Source organism: Ochrobactrum sp. CGA5, from assembly GCF_006345815.1.
GTDB lineage: Bacteria > Pseudomonadota > Alphaproteobacteria > Rhizobiales > Rhizobiaceae > Brucella.
Genome location: NZ_VCIG01000038.1, coordinates 32,261 through 50,011, shown reverse-complemented (window position 1 = coordinate 50,011; position 17,751 = coordinate 32,261). Strand labels below are relative to the sequence as shown.

Sequence of the window (17,751 nt, the reverse complement as noted above, 5' to 3'; positions counted from 1 at the left end):
TTTCGTTGTTTCAGATCATTCCAGAGCATTTCCTGTTTGGCTGAAACATTGGAGATGCTCTATCTATTTGTTTTTACGCACGTCTTACGCCGAAGCCGGTTCCCGTTTGCGGGAGACATGCTCTAGCGGCATCGCGCATACGTTGCGCGAGGCTTCTATCATCGGATGACAGGCCAGCGTCCCGCCCCTGCCCTTGGCCGGCAAGCGCCGCATAGCCTTTGGCTATGACAGTTTTCGCGGCAGTTCGGCTCAGCCCCGCATCCCGCGTGAGCCAGCGTTCGAATTCACGGATCGTCGGCAGTGTCGCCTTGACGCTGCTGACCCGCGCCTGCGGCAGCATCGGAAAGGTGACAACCGAGATTTCCCAAAGATCGGCTTCGATGATGTGACGCAGGCCGGTGCGCGCGTCCTTACGCGCCTTGACAGTGCGGAAACCGATGGACAAACCATCCAGCCCACCGCCGCGCATCAGTTCCAGCGCATCGCGAGCCCGCGCGACGCCCTTGGCCAGCCTGCCCTCGACATATAGGCCTCGCGCATCCTCGCGGATCGCGGTCCATACACCGATCGGCTCACTCGCATCGTGCTGCCAGAGCATACGCACGCCCGACACACCGGCCTTTGCGAGCGAGCGGGCGAAAGCGCCCCGTTCGATCACGTCGTTGCCGAGATCGGGAAGTCCGAAGACGCTCGCATAACCGGAAAAGCTGCCATCAAGTTCCACATCCTTGATGGCAAGTGCGGCCTGTTTCGTTTCCAGCCGCATATCATGCATCGCCATTGCGCCCCCTTTCCTCTGGAAGAATTCCCGGGATGGGCGCATGCTTCAGCCGCTCGGAAAAGCGCTTGAAGATGCCAAGCGCAGACCAGGCGGCAAGGCTTGCCGCTGCCGATCCCATCAGCATCAGTTCCGCCCGACCGAGCACCCCCCCCAGGGCAAGCGTTTCCGAAATCTTGACGCCAGCGGCACCACCGAAGACCATGCCGCAAATGATGCCGACCGCGAAACGGATCGCTGCTTCGCGCTTTCCGTGCGGCAGCATATAGGCAAGCGACACAGCCGACCCTGCCACTGCACCGGCCATCTTGGCGAACCATATCCATGTCGCCTCAGAGGTGAATACTGCATCGTTGAAGTTCGTCATGACGACCTCCTTCCTTGTTGCAGGGCTGAATGCGGCTGATAGCCGACCGCATCACGTTTTTCTTCATCGGTTAGGAAAGGCGCATCGGAAATGCGCCGCCACAGCGATTCCCGCTCGGACGACAGCCCGTCTATCCGGTCGATATCGTGATCGAGCCGAAGCTCGTCGCCAAAATGCGGACCGAGCCATCCAGACAACGCCTTGGCGGCACGGCCTATCAGCGGCAGCACCGTCAGCCTGTAGAGGGCACGATTGGCCTCCGCATAATTGGCATAGGTATTGTCGCCCGGGATACCGAGCAGCATCGGCGGCACGCCAAAGGCAAGCGCAATATCGCGGGCGGCGCCGTTCTTGGCTTCGATAAAATCCATGTCCTGCGGACTGTAGCCCATCGCCTTCCAGTCCAGACCGCCTTCCAGAAGTAGCGGACGCCCGGCACCGGAAGCGCCGGTATAGCCCTCCTCCAGCTCTTCCTTGAGACGCTCGAACTGCTCCTCGGTCAGGTTGCCGCCGTCCTTCGGCGCATAGACCAGCGCACCGGAAGGCCGGGCCGAATTGTCGAGCAGGGCCTTGTTCCAGGCACCTGCCGCATTGTGAATGTCGAGCGCCATGAGTGCTGCTTCCAGCGGCGGAAACCCGTAATGGTCATCCAGCGGATGAAACAGCTTGAGTTGCAAGGCAGCCGCACCGTCACTTCCCAGAGAAAGTCGTCTGGCCGCATTTCCCGATCGATAGACCAGCGCCTGCGGCCAACCGTCAATATCGGTCTCGACGCTGACCCGCTCCGGGCGCAAGAGATGCATTTCCATACGACCGCTCGGCAGATCGACGCGTTCGACATAGGCATTGCCGGAAATCAGCAAATGCCCATAAAGCCGCTCGAAGAATGTCGCCCCGTCCAGCCCGCTCTGAGGGCGGGTAAGCAGATCGAGCAGCGGATGCGTTTCATGTTCAGTTGTACCTTCGTACAGCAGCCACGGCACGCTGCTTGCTGCTTCAGCAATCATGCGCACGCAGCGATGGGCGACCGGATTGCGCATGAACCCTTCGCGCGCCAGCGATGTATAATCCCGCGCAATCCATGATGCGCCATGATCCATATGCAGGGCGACAAAACCGTTCGCCATTTTGGTCTGACGCGGCGCGTCAGACTTTATGGCAGATATGGGCGTGCTTCGTCGCCCCGGCCATTTTCGGACCCAGTTCCATGCCATTCGATGGCTTCTCCAAAATTAAGATTGTTCAGCCAAACCGGCGGATACGCGGTTTGCGATCGGTGCCAAGCATCAGTTCACCCAGCGCCCAGACCAGCGCGTCGAGCCGGTCCGGCGACCGACCGTTGGAAAGACCGCCCGGCGCAAAATCGCACATTTCGTCCTCCAGCGCCGGAAATCGTCCAGCATGACGAATGCGCCCCTGTTCATAGAGTGCGGCCACCGGCTCTGCCCGCAGAAATTTGCCTCTGGACGCATGGCGCTTGAGAACAGGCACGCTCGCGTCCTCCGCAGCCAGCACGGCTGCCACCATCTCGCCGCCCTGATTGACCTCCGCGACAATAGCATCCGCCTGATGCGCGTGGAAAAGCGCAATGGCTTTTCGCGCCCATTGATGCGGCTTCGCGGCACCCATGCTGGCATCGACCAATACGTGGCCAATTCCTTCATCGTCGATACCGGCAACAACGATACCGCAGGCATCCGATGCCTTACCCGACGAGGCAGGCGGATCGACGGCCACGACAATTCGCACCAGTTCCGGGGCTCGGGCCTCGAAACACCGCTCGATAAGATCACGTGACCATAAGGCATCCGCACGTTCCTCGATCAGTTCACCGTCGAGTTCCTGCCGTCCAAGACGTGTGCCCGCGTAGCGATGGTTGATCGTCTGCATAAAGCCTTGCGCCAGATTGGCCGCGTTTTCGTCCGTCCGCATATGCGTCATCGAAACCGTGGCATCCCCAACCAAGGCTTTCAGGAGCGGAACCGCGCGCGGCGTCGTGGTCACGACCTGGCGGGGAAATGTTCCCAAACGCAGGCCGAATTGCAGCATGTCCCAGGTCTCCTGCGGGTTTTTCCATTTCGCAAGCTCGTCACACCATGCTGCGTCGAATTGTGGACCGCGCAGACTATCGGGGTCCTCGGAGGAGTAAAGCGACGCTACCGCGCCGTTCTCCCATAACAGCCTGCGGCGCGTCGCTTCATAACGGGGGCGCGCCAGCCGCGACACCGCCAGAATACCGGACGGTCCGTCCACCATCACTTCGCGCGCATCACCGAAGGTTTCGCCAACCAACGCAATATGTCCGCATGCCGCCTTGGCGAAGGGCGGCAGTCCCAGCGCCATACCGGATGCCCATTCAGCCCCGGCCCGCGTTTTGCCCGAGCCGCGGCCACCCACGATGAGCCAGGTTCGCCAGTCACCATAAGGCGGCAATTGTGCATCACGGGCCTGAAACAGCCACTCCGCCTCCGCCGCCTCCACTTGTTGCGGCGTCAGGCCTGCCGTCCAGAATCTCCCGCGCCCGCCTTTCTGCAAGTTCGTTTATCCTTCTGCTGATCCGCGTCAGCGCCTTGCGAGTCTCGCCCAATGAAGCGACCGCAGCACCGGAGGACGACCGGCCGACCGGTTTTTCCTCGGCAGTCAGTTCGCCCACGGACTTCACAGCACGGGCAAGCGCCATCAGCGCTTCCGACTTGCTCTTGTCCGGCAGATTCTCGCCGTCAAGCAACCGCTTCAGCTCTATCTGCATACGCTCCAGAATTGCATCGCGTGTATTCTTCTCCGAATCAGGCGCTGCGGATGAACTGACCAGATTCAGGCGATTGAGACGGTTAAGATATTGGCTTACCGAGATAGACAGCAATTCCGCTATATCAGCAGGGTCGATGCCGTATGCAACCTGTAGCTGGTGCGCCAAGCGAATGCGCGCTTCACCACGCGCCGGGGTTTTCACAATTTTAGGATGTATCTTCACAATCTTCACAATTGCATTTAAAGACATAATCCCAGAAAGCCGCTATAGCCTTCTGGGATTATGCACACCGGTATCGGCTGGGGGTATATAGCCTAACCAGCAACAGTCACAATTTCTTGACTGTAAATGAAACCTAGCAAAGCACCGTTACGCAGTCAAGGACTATTTTCCTATTATTTGATTTTTTTCCTAGAACCAAAAAGCGGTCTGCCGTTTAACCATTTCACATGAGCTGTGGCTTATTTATCTGCTATGATGAATGGACAAGTTCCAGCAGTCTCCGAAACCGAACGTGCCGAAGTTAGTGTTTATGCGTAAAACGGCAGAAAAAGATTCCGGGAGCGAAGAGCGCAAACCTTTCAGGGTTTCGCGCCTTATCGGCCTTGATGCGTGGATTGATTCCACGCTCTATAGGTCGTGCTACAATTTCGGTGAGTGGTGGGAAAACATCACCATTGCCTCACGGCGGCTTGGCGTGCGCGGCTTCCGGCGTTTCGTGGTCGAGGTTCTCGATGAAGGATTTACGCTCGGCGTTGGCGGTGCGGTGCTGATGCTGGCTCTGGCCTTGCCTGCCTTCGAGGAAACCAAGAAGGACTGGCGCGCGCAGGACGACTATGCCGTTACCTTCCTCGACCGCTACGGCAACGAAATCGGCCAGCGCGGCATTCTCCACCGTCAGGCCGTACCTATCGATGAGTTGCCGGATCACGTCATCAAGGCCGTGCTCGGCACCGAGGACCGACGCTTTTTCGACCATTATGGCATCGACTTATGGGGGCTAACCCGTGCGCTCAGCCAGAATATGCGCGCGAATGGCGTCGTTCAGGGCGGCTCGACTATCACGCAGCAGCTAGCCAAAAACCTCTTCCTTTCCAACGAGCGCACGATCGAACGCAAGATCAAGGAAGCCTTCCTTGCACTCTGGCTGGAAAGCAATCTCAGCAAGAAGGAAATCCTGCAGCTTTATCTCGACCGCGCCTATATGGGCGGCGGAACATTCGGCATCGCTGCCGCTTCGGAATTCTATTTTGGAAAGAACGTAAAGGACGTCTCGCTGGCGGAGGCCGCGATGCTGGCAGGCCTGTTCAAGGCACCGGCGAAATTCGCGCCGCATGTCAATCTGCCCGCAGCCCGTGCGCGCGCCAATGTCGTGCTTTCCAACATGGTTGAGAGCGGCTTTCTGAGTGAGGGACAGGTGGCCGTTGCGCGTCGTCATCCGGCAAGCGTTATCGACCGCGCCAAGAATGAAAGTCCCGACTATTTCCTCGACTGGGCCTTCGAGGAGGTAAAAAAGGTCGCAGCCACTATTCCCCAGCACACATTGATCGTGCGCACCACACTCGACCGCAACCTGCAGAAGGCAGCGGAGGAGTCGCTCGAATATCACCTGCGCCAGTTTGGCAAGGATTATAATGTTTCGGAAGCAGCGACGGTCGTGCTCGCTAATGATGGGTCCGTTCGCGCACTGGTCGGCGGACGAGACTATGGCGAAAGCCAGTTCAACCGCGCCACCAGGGCACTGCGGCAGGCTGGTTCATCCTTCAAGCCCTATGTCTATGCGGCAGCGATGGAAAAGGGCCTGACGCCCAGCACCATAGTGTCGGATGCCCCTATCAGCTGGGGCAACTGGTCGCCGCGCAACTATGGCCGCAGCTTTGCGGGCCGTGTGGATCTGACGACGGCACTTGTTCGTTCTTTGAACAGTGTGCCAGTGCGGCTGGCACGCGACTATCTGACCACAGCTCCCATTGTTGCCCTGACAAAGGCGATGGGCGTGGAATCGCAAATCTCCTCGCACAAGACCATGGTGCTTGGTACATCGGAGATGACGGTGATGGATCAGGCTACCGGCTTCAACGTTTTTCCGAATGCGGGCATGGCCGGGAATCGTCACGCTTTCACTCAGATCGTTTCGTCGGAAGGCAAGGTATTGTGGGATTTCAGCCGTGATGCACCGAAACCGCACCGGGCGCTGTCGGAGAAAGCTGCACTCGAAATGAACTCCATGCTGGTGCAGGTGCCCGAACGCGGCACCGCACGCCGGGCTGCACTGCCGATGACCCGAGTGGGTGGCAAGACCGGTACGACGCAGAATTATCGCGATGCCTGGTTCGTGGGCTTTACCGGCAATTTCACGGCGGCGGTCTGGTTCGGCAATGACAATTTCACGCCGATGAAAGACCTGACCGGCGGTATTCTGCCTGCGATGGCCTGGCAGCGCATGATGGCCTATGCGCATCAGAACATCGAACTGAAACCGATACCGGGCGTGACCCCACCATTCCCCGCGCAGCCCAAGAAGAGCCAGCCGCAAGTGGCGAATGCTAAGCCGGAAGAAACAATGGCTGCTCCACCGCGGGTTCTGTCCCCATTATCGACAAAAATTATCAAGGAGCTGCACGACCGCTTCCTTGCGGCCCCGCCTCTGCCTAAGATCGCCGAGCGCACAAAAGTATCGGCACTCTGAGGGGCGATGTTCAAGACAATATTCAACACGGCGATTGTGCTTGTGCTGGCGCTGGGCGGCGGCATCTGGAGCGTCGACAAGGTTCTCGACCGTTTTGAGGGTTTCGGTGAACTCCAGGTCGGGGTCTGGAGCGCCTATCCAGCGGCAGGAACGCCCGATGCCGACCCCTATTCCAAGGCCCGCGCGGCCCGCAAAGCCTATCTGGCGCTTGGAACGGCAGAGGGCCTTCCCTTCTATGCACGCACCGACAGCAGCGGTCGCATGCTTCGGCGCGGCTGCACTTACCGCCTTAGAGGCATGACACCGCCTGCCCGCTTCTGGACCATCTATCCCTCCACACCTGATCTGGACCCGATCAAACCGCGTGAAGGATTGCAGGAAGCTCTGCATTCCCGTGAAGTGCTTTACGACGACAACGGCAGTGTTACGATCACAATCGGCCCCGATGCCGCGCCGGGTAACTGGCTGCCCGTCCAAGGCAACGGCGATTTCGTTCTGGTCATGACGCTTTACGACACCCCTGCTGCATCATCCGCAGGGCTTTCCGATCTGGTGATGCCAAGTGTCACCCTTGTCACGAGTGCGGACAAGGGGGCCTGCCGTGGCTAGAGTTTTCCACCTCGTTCTCCTCGGCATTGTGGGCGCTGCGATCGTTCATATCGCGGTTCTTTTCCTCGTGCCTTTTTATTCGGACAAGAACGCATGGTCGCGGATCGAAGCTGCAAGCGAGCCGTATCGTTTCCACAGGCTGGACGAGCATACCGGCCCGGTCAGCGACAGTGACCCGCTGGTGCAGGAGGCCACCTGTCGCTTCGATCTTGCCGATGGGCCTGTACACATCACCACCGGTTCCAATGTGCCTTATTGGTCGCTCTCGATCTATGCGCCCAACGGAGACAATCTCTATAGCCTCAACGACAGCGTTTCCAACGAGCGCAAGCTCAATCTGATCATTACCGATCCGATCGGCATGGCAAGTCTACGCTCGGATGGTTCGCAGGCCGATGCCCGGTCGATCCTGATTGAGCAGAATATCGGCGAAGGCGCTGCTGTGCTGCGGGCTTTCGTGCCCGATGCGACTTGGAACAGGGAGGTGCGGCGCTTCTTTGCCGAGGCGCAGTGCACGCCGTTTGAAGGGCCCTAATTGCCTGACCCGAAAGTTGCCTTTCCCGCTACGGCTGACGACTTTTGGATTCAGGCATTACCGAAATCGATGCTGTTTCTGTATGGCACGGTTAATGAGTTGCTAAGGCTTCAACGCTATTATCCAGAATACCGACCCATGCGGGGTGCATTTCCGCATCACCGGCGTTGCCGGATGCGTGATCTGCAATTTGGGGCGGGTGAGTTGTGTGCCTACCGGAGTATTCTGCGTGACAAATGATCAGTTCCGCGCCCTGGAGGATATTTCAGGCCACCGGAGCCCATCGAATTCAAAAGCGGGGAGCAGCAAGGCGGACGACCTTTTGGCGGCCGCGATTTCGGCGTTTGCAGGTATCACGCGCCCCGGACGGCAGGATATGCAGCAGCTTGAAGATCTTGCCATGCCGCTTCTGCAATGCGCTTCCACCCGTGGCAAACGTCATGCGGCCAATGCACTGGCGCAATTGGAGGACGCACCGCGTCGTCTTATTCTGACTCTGGCCAACGAACCCGTCGAAATCTCCGCACCTATCTTGCTGCGTTCTCATCTTCTGCGCCCTTCCGACCTCATCGAGATCATCGGCAAGAACGGCCTTGCCCATGCGCGCGCCATTGCGCGGCGTCAGTCCGGCGATGTTCTTCTGCAAGGCGTGCTGCGCAGTTTCGCCGATCCGGTCATCGACCGCACGCTGACGCTTCAGGAAAACCTAGCCAATATCGAGGCTGAACCGCTCGAGAGACCGAAGGTACCTGATCTTTCTGCGGCAAAGGCGCCGCTTATGAAAGAAGACAGTTCCGAACGACTGGCACGCGCGCTGCAACAGCCTTTCTTCGAGGCCGGAGCTACCACCGGCTCACAGCATCTGATCGATACTGCGCTTCTGATTGACAGCCAGTTTTTTCGCAATGCGCTTGCCGATGCGCTCGACCTGTCATTCGAACGATCCGACGCGATCATCGGGCGATGGCCGGATTCGCACCTGCCGATTGCGCTCAAGGCGCTCGGATTGTCGCCGTCGGAATGTTATCTGGTCATGACCGCTATTCTGGGCCCTATCGACGCCAACCGCGACAGCTTGCGGGAGTTTGTGCATATCTATCGCTCCATCGACCGCGAGAAAGCGATGGCACTTGTACGGCGCTGGAAGGCGGAAGACATGTCCGCGATGCTGCGCGGAAAACTGCGAGAAATGGCCGAGTCCGAAGACGACACCCCGCTCGTGGATGCTGCCAACTCCGACCATCCGTCGTTTCAACGATCGGCCAAATAGAGTTGATCAGAAAAAAGTTTCAGAACGCTTCGCCATCCTGCGAAATCGAGAACAGCGTCGACGTATCGGCTATGTCCTCCAGCTCGACCAGCCACAGATCGGGGTCGAAGCGGGTTTCCCGCGCCATACGGTCGCTTGCCGCCATCTCATCGGCGTCGTGAAGAATGCGCAGAAACATGCGCTCCCCGTCGTTATCCTCTTCATAGGAGGTCTGCGGTGCAGGCGAATATAGGTCGCATGTACCAAAGCGCGAACTTACCTTGATGAAGATCGCTCCCGCCTCAGGCGAACCGCGACGAGCGAGATAGGCAAAGCCGCCCTCGCCCTGCACCTTGCGTATCAAGGCGGAAACCCAAAAATCAGACGTCAGGCGCATCGGATGCCCATCAGCTAATCAGGCCGATCTCACGCATCTTGGCGATCAGCGTTGCATCTATTTCACCGGTTACCGGCATGCTGAACAGTTTCTGGAATTCACGCACCGCTTCCTGTGTCGTCTTGCCCGGTTGTCCGTTCACGGGCACAGTATCATTGCCGAACGCCTTCAATCCCGCCTGCACGCGGATAATATCCTGTGAACTGACTTTGCCCGACTGTACAGCGGGCGTGGCTGCCATATGCTTTCTAGATACCGGTCTTTCATACGATACGAGGGCAGGTTTCGGCTTGGAATCCGTTTCCGGCTTCAAAACAGCGGGCTGCGGGCGCGGCGTCGGAACGGCCACCTCGATAGCTTTGGCAACCTCGTCCTGAACCGTGGCGCCCGAGTTACTGTTTTGGGTATTAGCCAGCAATTGTGCGGGAATGTTTACCTCCTGCACGCCGAGCTTCTGCTGTAGAGCGCGCCAGCGTTCCACCGCTTCGCGGGTCTGCGGTCCAGTGAAACCGTCCACCGGCCCCTTGTAGATTCCGAGCGTCGAAAGACGTTGTTGCAGCCGCGCGATTTCCAGATCGGCGTTGGGTGCCAGCGCAGGCAGCATGTCGTCAACCGATGCATTCATGTTGATCCGGTTCACCGACAGGCTGGCGGCTTCCAGCGGCCGGGCGGGCTCGTTGCTTGCAGGTTCGGCAGCGGCAGTCGCGGTCGGTTTCGGGGCGCTGTCGCTTGCCTTCGCCGTACCCGGCAGAACTGCACGCGGCGTCGGCTTGAACACGAAATCCGGTCTGGTGCGAAAAAACACGGCGTTGTGCGCTTCCGGCTGGTACCAGAGCGCATTGGCCGAGACGAAACTCATCACAACCAGAAAAGCAGTCGCCCCGCCGGTCAGGACAGGGTTGCGCACAATGAAATCTCCGGCGGCAATCGCCAGCTTGGAAGCCGACGTGAAGAAGAAATGCAGGAGCCGCGAGCCGAGACTACGCCGTTTTGCGGGTTTGCGCATCTTTCTGCTCCCGGTTTTCGTCCCAGACCTGTCCATCGGCTTCGTCGTTCTGCCAGTCATTACGCCTTTCTCCCTGGTGACGGTGCATGTCGATCACCGTGCCAAGTTCCTGATACTCATCTTCTCCCGTAACAAACTGCGGACCTGCCACCGGAAGGCGGATAGTGACAATCGTGCCTTCGCCGGGGCAACTTTTCAGCTGCATTGTTCCTTGGTGCAGTTCCACCAGCCCCTTGACCACCGAAAGGCCGAGGCCGCTTCCCTCCTGCGCGCGCGTATAGTTATTGTCGGCGCGCACAAATGGTGTGCCGATGCGCTGCATATCTTCCGGCTCAATGCCAATGCCCGTATCCGATACGCTGATTTCAAGCATCGGGCGGCCTTCGGCCATCACGCGGGTTGCATCGATGGTGACGCAGCCGCCGCTTTGCGTGAACTTCACCGCATTACCAGCCAGATTAAGCAGAATTTGCTGGATGGCGCGCCGGTCCGCGACCAGTTCACCAATGCCCGTCCCGACGCGATGGCAGAAGGCAATGCCTTTCTTCTCAGCCTGCGGCAGCATAACCGCGGTGCACATTTCAGCCGCTTCACGGAAAGCAAAGCTTTGCGGCTCGATGCTGTAATTGCCGGTTTCCAAACGCGAATTGTCTAGCACGGCGTTCACGAGTTCCAGCAGATAATGGCCGGACTGATGAATGAGACCTGCATATTCGCGCTGTTTTTCATTGGCCAGCTTCCCACCCATTTCATGCGACAGCATGTCCGAAAAGCCGATGATCGAATTGAGCGGCGTACGCAGTTCATGGCTTACAGCTGCAAGCAAACGGCCTTTGCCGATGCGCTCCGATTCCAGTTCCGCTTTCAAGGTTGCTATTTCGTCGAGAAGCTTCTGTTCGCCTTCGAGCGAACGCCCGATCAGTGTGATGGCGTTAGCGATTGCTACACCTTCCAGGCGATAGGCGCGGAAGATCGTATCGCCGTTTTCGACAGAACGCAGTCGCACGTCGATCTTGCGCGAAGCGGAACCGGCGCGAAGATCGGCCAGAAGTGAAAGATACTGCACACGGTCGGCCACATGAACGCGGTCAATGAGCGCCGTACCTTCCAGCATTTTGGGCTGTACGCCCAAAAGCTTTGCCGAACTCGGATCGACCGATGACACCACGCCGTCCGAATCGAGACTGAACTGCACGTCGCCTCCGGCAACAGCGACTTGCGGCGCGCTGACCCTGATCTGCGTGGACCTGGAGGCACTCGCAAAACCGCGCGCGACAAGGCTTGCCGCGTAAAGCACGAGAACAGCGACAGACACATAGCTTCCGCCGGAAACGGCGCCATCGCTTGCCGTCGCAAAATAGCCGAGAATTATGGCCGCCGATGCAGCGCCCGCTGCTGCGGCCTTAGGCTTGCGGGTCGCGAACCAGACTTCAAGCGGCAGACCGGCTGCCATCAGCCACAGGACCGCATTGCCATGAGAAAAAGTACCAATGGCAGCAAGACCCGCACCATAGGCAGCGAAGTTCAGAGCAGCCAGAACAGATGCGCCAACACCCATCAGCGAGAGCGCACACAGGATCATGGCGACGCCGGCAAAACTTGCTGCAAGAATCGCAAACTCCGTAAAGCCCGGCGTTACGCCGGACGCGAGCACGGCAGCGCAAAGCAGGACCGGTACAGTGATGACCGAACCGATAACACGTATGGAGGCCGCATCAGGATTGGATACCCAGCGGCGGCAGAAGCGTTCGTAAAAACTGCCGATCGCCTGCACATTCACGCGGACGGTTTCGGCTGTTTTCAAAAGAATGGCGTTCAACGTGCCGTACTCACTCAATACTCTTGCATAAACAAAACCGGAAAACCGACGGGGCTCTTCCAGTCAGCAACAGATTGCAGCCGAGGCTTTAAAGAAACGATAAAACGAGGCCGCCCAAAGCGGATAAGTGACATGCCGGGTCTCCTTTTCCGCCTATGGTAAACAGAGAGTAGCGATCAGGAGGGTGAAACATAGCGACAGCACAATTTTGACGTTCAAATGCTTTATCATGACGCGCATCCTGTCCGAAAACCGTTTCACAATTTTCGGGATCCGCTTCCTTAAACCGAACAGTTACGGAATCTTTTCCAATTCATCGGACATTGACGCAAACTGAGAGCACGCAAACGCAAGAAGGCAATGATCCGTTTTCTCATCAAATCCGTATTCTGGCTGTCGTTGGCATTCATCGTGATGCCGCGCTTCTTCCCTGCGGATGAGCAAAGCAAGCCGCAGGAGAAGCCCATCACTGCCGAGACGAAGCGGGAGCCGGATTCGATCGACCAGCTTCTCGCCAATGGCAAAACCGCCGTGGAACTGGGCAAGCTGTGCATCGACAACCCGTCCTTCTGCCAGAAGGGCACATCGCTTGTTTCCAGCGCCGGAAGCGGCCTTCTGGAAGGGAGCCGCGCGGCCCTCGAATATCTGAATGACCGTTTCGGCTCCAAGTCACAACCGTTGGCAAAAGTGGAACCGACAACCGCCACACCGGCACAGATCACAATCGGCATTCCCATCCCGACATCGCGGGACGCGGCCCTGCGCGCACTTGACCGTCGCCCGACTGGCGCGATTGCCCCCTAGAGCGCCTTTTTTTTCGCGCATCTTATCCGACAACCGCTTCACACTTTTCGGAATGCGCTTGAGTTTTCCGTGACCTTGCGGCGTTTCGTGACTATATAAGCGGCAAGAAACTTCTTTCAGGCGAGTATTATGACCACGACCATCGATAGCATAATGTCCGATTTCGAATTTCTCGATGATTGGGAAGACCGCTATCGCTATGTCATCGATCTCGGCAAGGAATTGCCGCCCTATCCTGACGATGCACGCGATTCTGTGCACAAAGTTCAGGGTTGTGTCAGCCAGGTATGGCTGAAGACGCTGCCGCAAGATGGCAACGATCCGATTATTGAGTTTCTCGGCGATTCCGACGCGCATATCGTGCGCGGTCTGGTGGCTATCGTGCTTGCGCTCTATTCAGGCCGCAAGGCTTCGGAAATTCTGACGATAGACCCCGAAGCTATTCTCAAAAAGCTGGGCCTTGATGAACACCTCACGCCACAGCGCGCCAATGGCCTGCGTTCTATGGTGGCGCGCATCCGCCGTGAAGCAGAGCTGGCGAAAGAATCAGCCTAACAATTCTTCGACCGACAGGGCTGCCGCCAGCAGCCTCTTGTCTGTACCGCCCCGCGCGCTGAGCATGAAACCGGTCGGCAGTGTCATACCCGGCATCGGCACGGTAATACTGCACAGGTCGAACTGGTTTCCGATCTGCGTATCGCGCAGCAACAACCCTTCCACACGGTCATATTCAGCCTCGTCATTGCTGACTGAAGTGATCGTTGGCGCAACAATCGGCGTCGCAGGCGTTGCAAACATATCGAAGCCGCTCAGGCGCTCGTCCATTTCCCGAACAAGCGTTGCGCGCGTTTCCATAATCCCGCGATAGATTTCCATTGGAACCTTGACGCGGATGGACAGCGGGCGCTTCACACGGATATCGACATTGGCATCAGGATCGCCAAGCCAGGTCGCTGCGTGGACATGGCTTGCCTCGATCCCGGCGATGGAGCCGACGCGCGTTGCCTCGCGCAGGCGCTGGATCAGATCATCCACTTCCAGATCCGCAATGATTGCTCCTGCTTTTTCGAGAAGCGCGACCGTTGCCTCAAAGTGTTTTGCGACATCCGGCTCCATTTCGGCCAGAAGATAACCCTTTGGCAATGCGATGCGCAGCCCCTTGAGCGGCAAGGCATTAGGCAGGATCGGCGCTTCGCCTGCCATAATCGCATCGGTTATAATGGCATCGGCCACGGTCCTGGTCAGCGGCCCGATGGAATCGAGCGATGGCGCCAGCGGAAAGGCACCGTCGAGAGGAATACGCCGGGCCGTCGGTTTGAAACCGACAATGCCGTTCAATGCCGCCGGGATGCGCACAGAACCGCCGGTGTCCGAACCGATGGCAATTTCGCTGGTACCTTCCGCAACCGAGACTGCCGCACCCGACGACGACCCGCCCGGAACGCGCGCAGGATCAATCGCATTGCCCGGCTCGCCATAATGCGGATTGAGACCGACCGGCGTGAACGCGAACTCCGTCATGTGGGTCTTGCCGACAATAACCGCACCCGCCTCGCGCAGACGCCGGACGATCGTGGCATCCTGCATTGCCGGAGCCGCATCGCGCCGGATGACCGAACCGGCGAGTGTCGGCTCTCCGGCAACATCGAAGAGATCCTTGATTGAAACGATGCGCCCGTCGAGCGGTCCAACAGTACGCCCGTCACGCAGACGTGCATCGGCGGCATCCGCCTCCACCCGCGCCTTTTGTGCATAAATCTTGCTGAAAACATGTTCGCTCGCTGCCCGCGCTTGCAAACGCGACAGGATGTTTTCCACTCGATCCCGTACCGAAGCCATACGATTTCTCCCCCACTTCCCCAATGGTTACAAAGCCCTTGAGAAAGAGGCGATAGACCCGCCTCCTGTACCTGTCAATGCGGGAGAGATTTTACATGTTCTGCGGTCGCATCTGGGGCCGATAGTCGTCGGTTCCCCAATGCAGAACGACGCTGGCGCCCCGCTCCTTTTCAAGGTGAGGATTGTAGTGCCGGTGCAGTGCGGCCAAACCGACCTTGAGCAGCATCTTGGCCGAACGAACCGGCCATCTTCGCTCACGCTCCACGGTTTCCAGACCTTTCAGGAAACAGCAGACATCAACAAGAACGCCATTCAGCTCTGGCCCGACCGCCTCGAGCGCCCGCTCAACACGAATACGGCTGGCCAGCGCAATATCCGTCAGCTCTGCCATGCCACCCGGCCCGCTACGCCCTCCTCCGACCCCCGTGTCCCAGCGCATTGTGACTGATGGCATCAGCGATCCGCGTGTGTAGTCGGCACGCAGCCTTTCACCGGCCAGAAACTCACTTTCCGAAATGAAGGAAGAGCCATTCGCATTCTTGCGCCTGTAGAGCATGGCAAGCGGCGACTCTTCGAGATTGATCTCAACCTTTTCGCCCTGCTCATATTCGATGAATTCCAGAGCCCTCGTCGGACGGGGCAACGGCTTGCCGCCATTTTTGGACCCCTGGGCGGCGGGCTGCGATGAAACAAGCCGCTCCTCCTCCCAATGCAGCAACCCCTTTTTCTGCATGGCCTCCAGTTCGGCACGGGAGGCAGCGATTGTCCCCTGTTCCGTCGCAAGCAAAACATGCGAAGCGCGAACGGAATCCTGAACCTCGCAGCCTCCATTCTTCAAGAAGCGCATGATCCTCGCTTCAGAGGCTGATAATTGCATGGTCATGCCGCCATCCTCCAGGCCCAGAAGGCACTTTGTGCAATCCGTTCAAACTTAGAGACGATTGCATCGAACTCCGTATCATCCCGCATGTCTTCCACCAGATGGCAGGCATGCATGACCGTTGTCCGGTCCCGCGCAAATCCGGCGGCCACTTCACGCATGGCCAACCCGAAGGCCGTATGCGCGACATACATGCCAATCTGCCGCACGCGCGCGACCTCCCGCCGACACCGCAACGGCGACCGCAATTCAGTGCCGGATACCCCAAACATGGCCACCAACAGATCGATAAGGGCATCACACAGCTCTATATTCTGCTGCTCTCGCGAACGGTCGGTGACACCCTCCACCCTTTCGAGGTTAAGGCTTCGCCCATGCCGCGCAGCAAGCACTTTCAACGCTTCGAAAGCTTCCGCCCGCGTATGAATGACATCCCACAGTTCCAAAGACATTCATCTTCCCTCACCAGAATAGGAATATCTTCTTATACAGAGGAAAATGCAAGTGTGGATAAGTTTCGTGGAAAAGTTTACCGTCTTTGATTGTCTTAGGCGCCTCTAATATAGGCCAAGACCTTGTCATCGCGGCACTAATTTGCATTTGTCGATCGCGATGAATTGATATCTTACATAAAAATCCGGCAGAATCTAGGAATATTATCCAACACGCGTGTGCGTGGCTCATGCTCTTTCGCATCAGGAAAAGAGGATTGCCGCCATGGAAGCCGATCTGAAAAGCGCCCGCACATTTTTTTTTGCCCGGCAAAAACAGAATCAACTGACCGCGATGCAGCGTATTGCCTTGCAGATCATCGCCGGTATCGATCTCGATGAAGTTCTCAGAGCGCCGCAGGAAGAAAAAGACCGCACCAAACGACGACTGACGCGCCTTATGGAAAGGGAGCGGTTGAAGGGAATGCGCGGTCACTGGAGTTATGACCTGAACCGGCATATAGCATTGAAGCAGGCTTTCGACCGGATCGGTTGAGAAAGTATCCTGTTCTGGAAAAGAACAATCCAAAACAAAATGGCCAGTATCAACGAGCGTCAGCTCACAATACTGGCCATTTCCATAAAGTTCTCAGAACAAACGCGGCAAAGCGCAGTCTGCCCGAAAGTCGGAGTGATTAAGCGTCCTTAGGCTTGCGACCTAGGCCCATCTTTTTCGCCAGACGCGAACGAGCAGCAGCGTAGTTCGGAGCGACCATCGGATAGTTCGGGTCGAGATCCCACTTTTCGCGGTACTGTTCCGGTGTCATGTTGTAGTGGGTCATCAGGTGACGCTTCAGCGACTTGAACTTCTTGCCGTCTTCCAGGCAGATGATGTAGTCGTCATGAACCGACTTCTTAGGATTGACGGCAGGCTTCGGCTTTTCGACGACAACCGGCGCTTCTTCGCGTTCGACGTGACGCTTGAAAGCGGCATGTACTTCAGCGATCAGCAGCGGCAGTTCACCAGCGCGAATCGAGTTATTGCCGACATATGCAGCTACTACATCCGCAGTAAGGCTCAGAAGCAGTTCTGCGCTCTCGTCGTGCGTGTCCAGATTTTCCATTAGATTTCCTTTTTTACTTCTTATTGTTGCGTAATCAACGACTGGAGATCCCCGCCTGCCATCGTTGTTACGTATTCCAGAACTCTGCCCAAACCGTTCTCGGTTGCGAATATCAGTTGATAATGTCATTTGCAATAGAATTGTCAAACCACATTACATTACCGACAAGACTTTCTTCTTGAAACCGTAAATAGAAAAACTCGATCTTAACCTTACAAAGATAGGGAAACTTTGAAACGCGATGTGTTCGCGTCGCTGCCCCTGTCATTTATTGAAGGATATGGATGAAGCCGAAGTTCACTGCCGCGCTTCCTTTAATTTGCCCGGGCAGCCTTAGCAATAGTTTTCTCCCTCAAGTTTTCTTGTACGTAGCGCAAGAGTAACATGTTTCCGTTACGTAGCTTTTGGCCGCAGAATCGGGCCTCAAAAAGGCACTGTTCAAATATATTTCAATGAAATCAACTCGCTTTCG

Annotated in this window: 19 protein-coding genes; 7 read left to right on the top strand and 12 right to left on the bottom strand. The window is 57.5% G+C overall.

The window, feature by feature from the left end; genetic code table 11:
- Positions 1 to 73: 73 nt before the first annotated feature.
- The 5 genes from FJQ48_RS13115 to FJQ48_RS13095 are packed head-to-tail and all read right to left on the bottom strand — an operon-like array spanning position 74 to position 4,098.
- Entirely contained in the window at positions 74 to 781 is a 708-nt protein-coding gene (locus tag FJQ48_RS13115; protein WP_139975471.1) for an HK97 family phage prohead protease, read from the bottom strand.
- Positions 768 to 1,145 carry a DUF6107 family protein gene (locus FJQ48_RS13110; protein ID WP_139975470.1) on the bottom strand — a complete coding sequence of 126 codons (378 nt, stop codon included), beginning with the start codon at positions 1,143 to 1,145 and terminating at the stop codon, positions 768 to 770. The genes FJQ48_RS13115 and FJQ48_RS13110 overlap by 14 nt, the downstream gene beginning before the upstream one ends.
- Positions 1,142 to 2,359 (bottom strand): phage portal protein, encoded by a 1,218-nt coding sequence (locus tag FJQ48_RS13105; RefSeq protein WP_139975469.1) that lies wholly within the window; start codon positions 2,357 to 2,359, stop codon positions 1,142 to 1,144. The genes FJQ48_RS13110 and FJQ48_RS13105 overlap by 4 nt, the downstream gene beginning before the upstream one ends.
- A gap of 28 nt (positions 2,360 to 2,387) precedes the next feature.
- Complete coding sequence (locus tag FJQ48_RS13100) at positions 2,388 to 3,680, bottom strand: DNA-packaging protein (RefSeq protein WP_139975468.1); 1,293 nt, start codon at positions 3,678 to 3,680, stop codon at positions 2,388 to 2,390.
- The gene (locus FJQ48_RS13095; protein ID WP_247870383.1) at positions 3,586 to 4,098 is read right to left on the bottom strand and encodes a hypothetical protein; all 513 of its coding nucleotides are present in this window, start codon (positions 4,096 to 4,098) and stop codon (positions 3,586 to 3,588) included. The genes FJQ48_RS13100 and FJQ48_RS13095 overlap by 95 nt, the downstream gene beginning before the upstream one ends.
- 331 nt (positions 4,099 to 4,429) lie before the next feature.
- Between FJQ48_RS13095 and FJQ48_RS13090 the strand changes: the two genes are divergently transcribed.
- The 4 genes from FJQ48_RS13090 to FJQ48_RS13075 all read left to right on the top strand — a co-directional run bounded on the left by FJQ48_RS13090 (position 4,430) and on the right by FJQ48_RS13075 (position 9,000).
- Positions 4,430 to 6,586 (top strand): penicillin-binding protein 1A, encoded by a 2,157-nt coding sequence (locus tag FJQ48_RS13090; RefSeq protein WP_139975467.1) that lies wholly within the window; start codon positions 4,430 to 4,432, stop codon positions 6,584 to 6,586.
- A 6-nt stretch (positions 6,587 to 6,592) separates the two neighbouring features.
- Positions 6,593 to 7,195 (top strand): DUF1214 domain-containing protein, encoded by a 603-nt coding sequence (locus FJQ48_RS13085; protein ID WP_139975466.1) that lies wholly within the window; start codon positions 6,593 to 6,595, stop codon positions 7,193 to 7,195.
- A complete protein-coding gene (locus FJQ48_RS13080) occupies positions 7,188 to 7,730 on the top strand; it encodes a hypothetical protein (RefSeq protein ID WP_139975465.1) in 543 nt (180 codons plus the stop codon). The genes FJQ48_RS13085 and FJQ48_RS13080 overlap by 8 nt, the downstream gene beginning before the upstream one ends.
- A gap of 229 nt (positions 7,731 to 7,959) precedes the next feature.
- Entirely contained in the window at positions 7,960 to 9,000 is a 1,041-nt protein-coding gene (locus tag FJQ48_RS13075) for a DUF2336 domain-containing protein (protein ID WP_139975464.1), read from the top strand.
- A gap of 19 nt (positions 9,001 to 9,019) precedes the next feature.
- Here the strand turns inward: FJQ48_RS13075 and FJQ48_RS13070 are convergent, their stop codons facing one another.
- Genes FJQ48_RS13070 through FJQ48_RS13060 form a run of 3 tightly spaced genes read right to left on the bottom strand, consistent with a single transcriptional unit; the run spans position 9,020 to position 12,201 of the window.
- A complete protein-coding gene (locus tag FJQ48_RS13070; protein ID WP_139975463.1) occupies positions 9,020 to 9,376 on the bottom strand; it encodes a DUF1491 family protein in 357 nt (118 codons plus the stop codon).
- A gap of 10 nt (positions 9,377 to 9,386) precedes the next feature.
- Positions 9,387 to 10,382 (bottom strand): peptidoglycan-binding domain-containing protein, encoded by a 996-nt coding sequence (locus tag FJQ48_RS13065; protein ID WP_139975462.1) that lies wholly within the window; start codon positions 10,380 to 10,382, stop codon positions 9,387 to 9,389.
- Positions 10,357 to 12,201 carry a PAS domain-containing sensor histidine kinase gene (locus FJQ48_RS13060; RefSeq protein WP_139976281.1) on the bottom strand — a complete coding sequence of 615 codons (1,845 nt, stop codon included), beginning with the start codon at positions 12,199 to 12,201 and terminating at the stop codon, positions 10,357 to 10,359. Before FJQ48_RS13060 ends, FJQ48_RS13065 begins: the two co-directional genes overlap by 26 nt.
- A gap of 360 nt (positions 12,202 to 12,561) precedes the next feature.
- Here FJQ48_RS13060 and FJQ48_RS13055 point away from each other — a divergent pair, with 360 nt between their 5' ends.
- Positions 12,562 to 13,005 carry a hypothetical protein gene (locus FJQ48_RS13055; protein WP_139975461.1) on the top strand — a complete coding sequence of 148 codons (444 nt, stop codon included), beginning with the start codon at positions 12,562 to 12,564 and terminating at the stop codon, positions 13,003 to 13,005.
- Positions 13,006 to 13,134: 129 nt separating this feature from the next.
- Positions 13,135 to 13,560 carry a SufE family protein gene (locus FJQ48_RS13050; protein WP_139975460.1) on the top strand — a complete coding sequence of 142 codons (426 nt, stop codon included), beginning with the start codon at positions 13,135 to 13,137 and terminating at the stop codon, positions 13,558 to 13,560.
- Here FJQ48_RS13050 and FJQ48_RS13045 read toward each other — a convergent pair.
- The 3 genes from FJQ48_RS13045 to FJQ48_RS13035 form a co-directional block, all read right to left on the bottom strand.
- Positions 13,552 to 14,844, bottom strand: coding sequence for an amidase (locus tag FJQ48_RS13045; protein WP_139975459.1), 1,293 nt, complete (start codon positions 14,842 to 14,844; stop codon positions 13,552 to 13,554). The genes FJQ48_RS13050 and FJQ48_RS13045 overlap by 9 nt on opposite strands.
- Positions 14,845 to 14,935: 91 nt before the next feature.
- Positions 14,936 to 15,727 carry a DUF6456 domain-containing protein gene (locus tag FJQ48_RS13040; RefSeq protein WP_139975458.1) on the bottom strand — a complete coding sequence of 264 codons (792 nt, stop codon included), beginning with the start codon at positions 15,725 to 15,727 and terminating at the stop codon, positions 14,936 to 14,938.
- Positions 15,724 to 16,170, bottom strand: a complete 447-nt coding sequence (locus FJQ48_RS13035; protein ID WP_139976280.1) for a helix-turn-helix domain-containing protein — start codon at positions 16,168 to 16,170, stop codon at positions 15,724 to 15,726. The genes FJQ48_RS13040 and FJQ48_RS13035 overlap by 4 nt, the downstream gene beginning before the upstream one ends.
- A 271-nt stretch (positions 16,171 to 16,441) precedes the next feature.
- Between FJQ48_RS13035 and FJQ48_RS13030 the strand changes: the two genes are divergently transcribed.
- Positions 16,442 to 16,711 (top strand): cytoplasmic protein, encoded by a 270-nt coding sequence (locus FJQ48_RS13030; protein WP_139975457.1) that lies wholly within the window; start codon positions 16,442 to 16,444, stop codon positions 16,709 to 16,711.
- A 139-nt stretch (positions 16,712 to 16,850) separates the two neighbouring features.
- Here FJQ48_RS13030 and FJQ48_RS13025 read toward each other — a convergent pair whose 3' ends face one another.
- Positions 16,851 to 17,279, bottom strand: coding sequence for a MucR family transcriptional regulator (locus tag FJQ48_RS13025; RefSeq protein ID WP_010661576.1), 429 nt, complete (start codon positions 17,277 to 17,279; stop codon positions 16,851 to 16,853).
- Positions 17,280 to 17,751: the final 472 nt, after the last annotated feature.